The organism is Kitasatospora sp. NPDC059722 (assembly GCF_042733235.1).
Taxonomy (GTDB): domain Bacteria; phylum Actinomycetota; class Actinomycetes; order Streptomycetales; family Streptomycetaceae; genus Kitasatospora.
The window spans coordinates 194,433-203,089 of record NZ_JBHWGD010000003.1; the positions used below are offsets into that span (position 1 = coordinate 194,433).

Here is an 8,657-nt window from a genome sequence, read left to right on the forward strand (position 1 = left end):
AACGGGAAGGCCCCGCGGACGTCACACCGCGGGGCCAAGTCGGGGGTGCTACCCCGGTACTACCTGCTACCCACCAGGGGTCACGAGCCCGGACTCGTAGGCGAGCACGACCGCCTGGGCGCGGTCGCGCAGGTCGAGCTTGGCCAGGATCCGGCCGATGTGCGTCTTGACCGTCTGCTCGGCCAGCACCAGGCGGCCGGCGATCTCCTGGTTGGACAGGCCGCGGGCGATCAGTTCCAGCACCTCGGTCTCGCGCGGGGTCAGGCCGTTGAGCCGGACCTTGGGGTCGCGCCGGCGGGCCGGGCGGGTGCGGGCGAAGTCCTCGATCAGCCGGCGCGTCACCGAGGGCGCGAGCAGCGCCTCCCCGGCCGCGACGACCCGCACGGCGGCGATCAGGTCGGCCGGCGGGGCGTCCTTCAGCAGGAAGCCGCTCGCCCCGGCGCGCAGCGCCTCGTACACGTAGTCGTCCACGTCGAAGGTGGTCAGCATCAGCACCTTGGGCCGGTGCGCGCCCGGCACGGCCGGGTCGAGCAGCCGGCGGGCCGCCTCCAGGCCGTCCATGCCGGGCATCCGGACGTCCATCAGGACGACGTCCGGGTGGGTGCGGCCGCTGACCTCCAGGGCCTGCGCGCCGTCCGCCGCGTCCCCCACCACGTCGATGTCGCTCTGGGCGTTCAGCAGTGCGGCGAAGCCGGCCCGCACCATGGCCTGGTCGTCGACGATGATCACGCGGATGGTCATGCGGGTGTCTCCCGGGCGGGGTCGAGGGGCAGGACGGCGGCCACCTTGAAGCCGCCGTCCGGCAGCGGGCCGGTGTCCAGCCTGCCATCCACGAGCCGGACGCGTTCGCGCATGCCGACCAGCCCCTGCCCGGTGCCCTCGGCCGTGGCCTCCAGCGACTCGCGGCGTTCGGGTGGCGGCGCGTTCACCACGGTGACCAGCAGCTCGGGGCCGTCGGCCGTGAGCGACACCCAGGTCCGCGCCCCGGGCGCGTGCCGGACGACGTTGGCCAGCGCCTCCTGGACGATCCGGTACGCGGAGAGGGCGACGGCCTGCGGCACCCGCTCCGCCAGCCCCGGATCCGCTGTCAGCTCGGCCGGCACCCCGGCCCGGCCCACCGTCTCGACCAGCTGGCCGAGTTGCTCCACGCCCGGCTGGGGCGCCGTCTCGGCCGCGCTCTCCTCGCTGCGCAACACCCCCAGCAGGCGCCGCATTTCGGCGAGCGACTCGCGGGCCGAGCCGGCGATCGCGGTGAACTCCTCGACGGCCTCGTCCGGGACACCGCCGATCCGGTACGGCGCGCTGGCCGCCTGCACGGCGATCACCGACATGTGGTGCGCCACCACGTCGTGCAGCTCGCGCGCGATCCGGGCGCGCTCCTCCAGCAGCGTGCGGCGCTCGCGCTCGGCCTCGCTGATGTGCTCCTGCTCGGTGAGCAGCCGGCGGGCCTCGGCGCGTTCCCGCAGGGCGCCGCCGAGGACCAGGACCGCGCCGCTGAGGGCGATCGCCAGCAGGCTGTTGTCCCCGCCCCAGTCGCGCACCGCGCCGAGCACGGAGAACACGAGGCTCACGGCGGTGGTGGCCAGCCACACCGCGACCAGGGTGCGGCGCGCCTCGCGGAGGGCGAGCGGCACCATCAGCAGCAGGTACCCGACCAGGCTGGTGGCCGGCCAGGGGAAGACCGGCGCGGTCTTGGTGGCCGTGGCGAGCACCACCGCGGCCGTGAGGAGGTCCGTCAGCCCGATCATCCACCAGGCGGGCAGCGGCCGGGCGGGCGCCAGGAGCAGCGGCGCGGTCTGCGCGACGGCGAGGGCCGCCGCGAGCCCGGTGTCGATGCCGTAGTCGTTGGCGAGCACGTTGATCGAGCTGGGCAGCAGCGCGGAGATCGCGGCCAGCGCGAGGACGTACGGCAGGTAGCGCAGCCAGGGCCGGCGTGACTGCGCCAGGAGCGGCGTGTGGTCGGTGGACGGGCTCAGCAGCGCGACGAACAGGGCGCGCGGGGACGGCCGGCGGGGCTTCCTGGTGGGCGGGGCGATCATCCGGCCAGCGTAGGGGCGGGTGGCGCGGTCGGCGTCGGACCGGGGACCGGATCGCGCCTAGTACTCCGGTATGACGCCGGCCATGACTCCGGCGTGACGCCGGGTGCTACGAGCGCCAGTGGCCGGCGAGGGCGGGGCCGAGCTGGTCGAAGTGGCGCTCGATCACGGCGATCATGCCCTCCGGGCCGGCCGGTTCCTGGTCGGCGGTCCAGGAGAGGTGGGCGGCGCGCAGCACGCTGCCGAAGACGGCGGCGAGGACGGTGGGGCGCAGGTCCAGGGCCGGGTCGAGGCCCTCGCGCTCGGCGATCACCTGGACCACGACCCGCTCCTGTTCGGTGACCCGGCGCAGGTGGGCGGCGAGCAGGGTGGGGGTCTCCTCGATCATCCGCATGAGTTCGAGGGCGCTGTGGATGGAGCCGAGGCCGGTGCGCTCGGCGCTCCCGAGGTCGCGCCAGGCCTTGACGATCGAGGCGCGCAGCGCCTGGAGCGGGGTCTCGGCGGCGGGGCGGTGGCGCAGGCACTCGATGAAGTAGTCCTCGGCGTCGGCCATGACGGCGAGCGCGACCTCGTCCTTGTTGGCGAAGTAGCGGAAGAAGGTGCGCTGGGAGACGTCGACGGCGGTGGCGATCTCGTCGACGGTGGTCCGCGCGAAGCCCTGGCCGAGGAAGAGGACATGGGCGGCCTGGACGAGGGCGTCGCGGGTCTGCTGCTTCTTGCGCTCGCGCAGTCCGGGCACCCGCCCCGGCGGGGTGATCGGCGCGGGGCCGGTCGGGGCAGCGGGGTGGGGGGCGTGAGCGGCCATGGCGGGGCCTTCCGGGCGCGGGTGCGGTCGGGGTGGGAGGACAACCTTAGCGGCCTGACAAATGGCAGCACTGGCCAGAAGTCAGCCTTTGCCTATTGTCAGTGGCTGACATAATCTGCCGGAAGTGGCGCCCGTCGGGCCGGGTAGCTCGTGGGGACGGGTGGGCCGGGGCGCCACGACCACGTTCATTCGGCTTCGTTCGCCGCACACGCCCCGTGGAGGGCCCCAGATGAGCCAGTCCGTCGTCAACAACGCCAAGGCGGACGACCCGCCGCAGCGCTCGGCACCGCCGGGGGGTGGGATCAAGGGCCACCCGTGGCTGACCCTGCTGACCGTCGCGGTCGGCGTGATGATGGTCGCCCTGGACGGCACGATCGTCGCGATCGCCAACCCGGTCATCCAGGAGAAGCTGAAGGCCGCGCCGTCCGAGATCCAGTGGGTGACCAGCGGCTACCTGCTCGCGCTCGCGGTCTTCCTGATCACCGCCGGCAAGATCGGCGACCGCTTCGGGCACAAGACCACGTTCCTGGTCGGCGCGGTCGGCTTCGCCGCCACCTCGGCCGCGATCGGCTTCGCCGGCGACATCCGGACCGTGATCGCCTTCCGCGTCCTGCAGGGCCTGTTCGGCGCGCTGCTCCAGCCGGCCGCGCTCGGCCTGCTGCGCGGGGCCTTCCCGGCCGAGAAGCTCAACATGGCGATCGGCATCTGGGGCGGCGTGATCGGCGCCTCCACCGCGGCCGGCCCGATCGTCGGCGGCCTGCTGGTCGAGCACGTCAGCTGGGAGTCGGTGTTCTTCATCAACATCCCGGTCGGCCTGATCGCGCTCGTCCTCGGCCTGCTGGTGCTCCGGGACGTCCGCGCCGAGAACGCCGCCAAGTCCTTCGACGTGCCCGGCATCGTGCTGCTCTCGGTGGCGATGTTCGCCCTCGTCTTCGGCATCATCAAGGCCCCCGAGTGGGGCTGGGGCGACGCGTCCACGCTGCTGCTCCTCGGCGGCGCCGTCGTGCTGATGGTGCTGTTCGCGCTCTGGCAGGGCAGGGCCGGGGAGCCGCTGATCCCGCTCGGCCTGTTCCGCTCGGTGCCGCTGTCGGCGGGCACGCTGCTGATGGTGCTGATGGCCTTCGCGTTCTTCGGCGCGATCTTCTTCGTCACCTTCTACCTGCAGAACGTGCACGGGATGACGCCGGTCCAGGCGGGCGTCCACCTGCTGCCGATGACCGGCATGATGATCGTCGGCTCGCCGGTCGCCGGCATCGCGATCGGCAAGCTCGGCCCGCGCGTCCCGATCGTGGCCGGCATGCTGATCACCACCGCCGCGATGTTCGGCATGTCCACCCTGGACACCGGCTCCGGCACCGGCGTGATGTCGCTGTGGTTCGTCCTGATGGGCCTCGGCATCAGCCCGGTCATGGTCGGCGCCACCGAGGTGATCGTCGGCAACGCCCCGCTGGAGCTGTCCGGCGTGGCCGGCGGCCTCCAGCAGGCCGCGATGCAGGTCGGCGGCAGCCTCGGCACCGCCGTGCTGGGCGCGCTGATGGCCGCCAAGGTCGGCGACGTGCTGCCCGGCAACTGGGCCAAGGCCGGGCTGCCGCCGGTCGAGGGCGCGCAGGCCGAGGGCCTCAAGCAGGCCGCCCAGCTCGGCATCGCCCCGCCGGCCCCGCCCGGCACCCCGCAGCAGGTCGTGGACGGGATGGCCGGCGCGGTCCACCAGTCCTTCGTGAGCGGCATGTCGCTCGCCTTCGCGGTCGCCGCGGTGGTGGCCTTCGGCGCCGCCCTGCTCGGCCTGCTCACCCGCCGCGGCGCCAACGACGCGGGCCCGGCCGTGCACATCTGACCGCCGCGCGCCCGTACGGCGGCCCCGGACTCGGCGGAGTCCGGGGCCGTTCGCGCACCCGGCGCCGCCCTGGAAGGCCGAAGGGCCGGACCCCCTGCGGGAGTCCGGCCCTTCAGTGCCTACGGGCTGATCAGGCGTCGCCGCCGGCGGCGCCCGGGTCGGCCGCGGTCACGTCGAGCAGCTGGTAGCGGTCGACCGCCTCCTTCAGGGCGCTGCGGTCGATCTTGCCCTGCTTGGCGAGCTCGGTGAGCACCCCCAGGACGACCGACTGCGCGTCGATGTGGAAGAAGCGGCGGGCGGCGCCACGGGTGTCGGCGAAGCCGAAGCCGTCGGCACCCAGCGACTGCCACTGACCCGGCACCCAGCGCGAGATCTGGTCCGGCACCGCGCGCATCCAGTCGGACACGGCGACGAACGGACCCTCGGAGCCCTGGAGCTTCTGGGTGACGTACGGGACGCGCTGCTGCTCCTCGGGGTGCAGCAGGTTGAACTCCTCGGCCTCCACCGCGTCGCGGCGCAGTTCGTTCCAGGAGGTCGCGGACCAGACGTCGGCCTTGACGTTCCACTCCTCGGCGAGGATGCGCTGGGCCTCCAGGGCCCACGGCACCGCCACGCCGGAGGCGAGGATCTGGGCCGGGATCTGGCCGGCGGTGGCCGGCGCGTACTTGTGCAGACCCTTGAGGATGCCCTCGACGTCCACGTTCTCGGGCTCGGCCGGCATCTTGATCGGCTCGTTGTAGACGGTCATGTAGTAGAACACGTCCTCGCCGTGCGGGTGCTCGGCACTGGTGCCGTACATCCGGCGCAGACCGTCCTGGACGATGTGCGCGATCTCGAAGCCGTACGCCGGGTCGTACGCGACGACGCCGGGGTTGGTCGAGGCCAGCAGGTGCGAGTGGCCGTCGGCGTGCTGCAGGCCCTCGCCGGTCAGCGTGGTGCGGCCGGCGGTGGCGCCGATCACGAAGCCGCGGGCCAGCTGGTCGGCCATCTGCCAGAACTGGTCGCCGGTGCGCTGGAACCCGAACATCGAGTAGAAGACGTAGACCGGGATCAGCGGCTCGCCGTGGGTGGCGTAGGACGAGCCGGCGGCGATCAGCGAGGCGGTGCAGCCGGCCTCGGAGATGCCGTCGTGCAGCATCTGGCCGGTCGGCGACTCCTTGTAGGCGAGGAGCAGGTCGCGGTCGACCGACTCGTAGGTCTGGCCGAGCGGGTTGTAGATCTTCGCCGACGGGAAGAGCGAGTCCATGCCGAAGGTGCGGTACTCGTCGGGCGCGATCGGCACGAAGCGGTTGCCGATGCCCTTGTCCCGCATGAGGTCCTTGAGCACCCGGACGAACGCCATGGTGGTGGCGATGGTCTGGTTGCCGGACCCCTTCTTGACCGCCTTGTAGGCGTCGTCGCCGGGCAGTTCCAGCTTGCGCGGGCGCACCTTGCGGGTCGGCACGTAGCCGCCCAGCTCGCTGCGGCGGTCGTGCATGTACTGGATCTCTTCCGAGTCGCGGCCCGGGTGGTAGTAGGGCGGGTAGCCCTCGTCGAGCTGCTTGTCGGTGATCGGCAGGTGCAGCCGGTCGCGGAAGCGCTTCAGGTCCTCGACCGTCAGCTTCTTCATCTGGTGGGTGGCGTTGCGGCCCTCGAAGTTGGGGCCCAGCGTCCAGCCCTTGACCGTCTGGGCCAGGATGACCGTCGGCTGGCCCTGGTGCTCGCGGGCCGCCTTGAACGCCGCGTAGATCTTCTTGTGGTCGTGGCCGCCGCGACCCAGGTGCTGGATCTGCTGGTCGGTCATGCTCTCGACCATCTTGCGCAGGCGCAGGTCGGAGCCGAAGAAGTGCTCGCGGATGTACTGGCCGGTCTCGGTGGCGTAGGTCTGGAACTGGCCGTCCACCGTGGTGTTCAGCTTGTTGACCAGGACGCCGTCGCGGTCCTGCGCGAGCAGCGGGTCCCAGCTGCGGTCCCAGACCAGCTTGATCACGTTCCAGCCGGCGCCCCGGAACTGGGACTCCAGCTCCTGGATGATCTTGCCGTTGCCGCGGACCGGGCCGTCCAGGCGCTGCAGGTTGCAGTTGACCACGAAGGTCAGGTTGTCCAGGCCCTCGCGCGCGGCCAGGGACAGCTGGCCCAGCGACTCGGGCTCGTCCATCTCGCCGTCGCCGAGGAAGGCGTACACCTGCGAGTCGGAGGTGTCCTTGATCCCGCGGTGCTCCAGGTAGCGGTTCATCCGGGCCTGGTAGATCGCACCGAGGGGGCCGAGGCCCATCGAGACGGTCGGGAACTCCCAGAAGTCCGGCATCAGCCGCGGGTGCGGGTAGCTGGACAGGCCGTACGGGGCCTTCGACTTCTCCTGGCGGAACGCGTCGAGCTGCTGCTCGGTGAGTCGGTCCAGGAGGAAGGCGCGGGCGTAGATGCCGGGGGAGGCGTGGCCCTGGAAGAAGATCTGGTCGCCGGACTCGCCCTCGGCGTCCTTGCCACGGAAGAAGTAGTTGAAGCCGACGTCGTAGAGCGACGCGGAGGAGGCGAAGGTGGCGATGTGGCCGCCCACGCCGATGCCGGGACGCTGGGCACGGGAGACCATGACGGCCGCGTTCCAGCGGGTCGCGTTCAGGATCTTGCGCTCGATCTCCTCGTTGCCGGGGAAGAACGGCTCGTCCTTGGTCGCGATGGTGTTGACGTAGTCCGTGCTGCGCATCTCGGGCACGGCGACACGCTTCTCGCGGGCGCGCTCGATCAGGCGGAGCATCAGGTAACGGGCACGCTCGCGCCCCCGCTCGTCGATGGCCGCGTCAAGCGACTCCAGCCATTCCGCGGTCTCCTCGGGATCGAAGTCCGGGACCTGACTCGGAAGGCCGCCAATGATGATCGGGTTGCGATCGGATCCGGAAGCCACGCTGTTCCTTCACTGTCGGTCGAAACTGAGGTGTGTCGCGCCGCCTCCATCGTGCTACCGCGCTCGGAGATCCGTCATCTCTACCGATCGGTAACCGTTCCGCCTGGTGGGCGGGACGGTCTGGCGGTGAGCGGAACAGGCGTCTTCGCCTGCGTCGCGCACCCCCGGGTGTTACGAAAAGAGGTGGTCCGACCTGGTTTCCCGTCCGCCCGATGGCGGGCGGCCGGGGTGAGGGCCAACAGGAGACTCTACGCCCGCGCACGCGCGGACCCGAATGCCGTTCGCATCTCGGGCATGCGTACGGCCTGTGGGCCGGGACCACCCGAAGCATCCTTGTCCCATGCAGAGAAGGGCAAATCGGTGTGATTCCCGCCACCTCGACCGGCGTGTCCCGGTGCGACACGTCAACCTTTGGAGGGGATCGGGGGTCGGGTACTTGCGCGAACCGCCGCGCCCGTGTGGACTACGGCCACAGCCTCGGCATGGATGCCGAGCCGAATACTGGAGGTTATTCCCGTGAGCGCGACCGCGGACCCCGCGGACAAGTCCAACCCGGCGGCCCGTCTCAACTTCGAGGAGGGCCAGATCGTTCAGGAGCTGGGGTACGACGAAGACACTGACCAGGATCTCCGCGAGGGCATCGAGGAGATCACCGGGACGGATCTCGTCGACGAGGACTACGACGACGTCGCCGACGCCGTCCTGCTGTGGCACCGCGACGACGACGGGGACCTCACCGACGCCCTCGTCGACGCCCTGGAGTACCTGGCCGAGGGCGGCCTCATCTGGCTGCTGACGCCCAAGACCGGCCGCGACGGCCACATCGAGGCCTCGGACATCGCCGACGCGGCCAAGACCGCCGGCCTGTCGCAGACCAGCTCCATCGCCGTCGCCAAGGACTGGGCGGCCACCCGCCTGGCGACCAAGGCCGCCCCGAAGGCGGGCGGCAAGCGCTGACCGCGCACCGAGCCCCGGGCCGCTGAAGAGCCCCGGGGGGGGCCCCCCGGGCCCCCCCCCCCCGGGGGGCGGGCCGGGGGGGGGGGGGGGGTGCGGGGGGGGGGGGGGGCGGGGCCCCCGCGGGGGCGGCGGGTGGGGGTTCAA

6 protein-coding genes are annotated in these 8,657 nt (G+C 71.9%); 2 read left to right on the forward strand and 4 right to left on the reverse strand.

Going from position 1 to position 8,657, the window contains the following annotated elements; translation table 11 throughout:
* Window positions 1-66: 66 nt before the first annotated feature.
* From ACFV4F_RS03245 to ACFV4F_RS03255, 3 genes are all read right to left on the reverse strand, one after another.
* Window positions 67-741 carry a response regulator gene (locus tag ACFV4F_RS03245; protein WP_380439304.1) on the reverse strand — a complete coding sequence of 225 codons (675 nt, stop codon included), beginning with the start codon at window positions 739-741 and terminating at the stop codon, window positions 67-69.
* Complete coding sequence (locus tag ACFV4F_RS03250) at window positions 738-2,039, reverse strand: sensor histidine kinase (RefSeq protein ID WP_380500222.1); 1,302 nt, start codon at window positions 2,037-2,039, stop codon at window positions 738-740. The genes ACFV4F_RS03245 and ACFV4F_RS03250 overlap by 4 nt, the downstream gene beginning before the upstream one ends.
* Before the next feature lie 106 nt (window positions 2,040-2,145).
* On the reverse strand, window positions 2,146-2,841 hold the full coding sequence (locus tag ACFV4F_RS03255) for a TetR family transcriptional regulator (protein WP_380439308.1): 696 nt from the start codon (window positions 2,839-2,841) through the stop codon (window positions 2,146-2,148).
* 229 nt (window positions 2,842-3,070) lie between these two features.
* Between ACFV4F_RS03255 and ACFV4F_RS03260 the strand changes: the two genes are divergently transcribed.
* The gene (locus ACFV4F_RS03260; protein WP_380500223.1) at window positions 3,071-4,675 is read left to right on the forward strand and encodes an MFS transporter; all 1,605 of its coding nucleotides are present in this window, start codon (window positions 3,071-3,073) and stop codon (window positions 4,673-4,675) included.
* Window positions 4,676-4,805: 130 nt separating this feature from the next.
* On the opposite strand, the gene aceE is transcribed toward ACFV4F_RS03260, so the two are convergent.
* A complete protein-coding gene (aceE, locus tag ACFV4F_RS03265) occupies window positions 4,806-7,556 on the reverse strand; it encodes a pyruvate dehydrogenase (acetyl-transferring), homodimeric type (RefSeq protein WP_380439312.1) in 2,751 nt (916 codons plus the stop codon).
* 516 nt (window positions 7,557-8,072) lie between these two features.
* Here aceE and ACFV4F_RS03270 point away from each other — a divergent pair.
* Window positions 8,073-8,513 (forward strand): DUF3052 domain-containing protein, encoded by a 441-nt coding sequence (locus ACFV4F_RS03270; protein ID WP_380439314.1) that lies wholly within the window; start codon window positions 8,073-8,075, stop codon window positions 8,511-8,513.
* The last annotated feature ends 144 nt before the right edge of the window (window positions 8,514-8,657 follow it).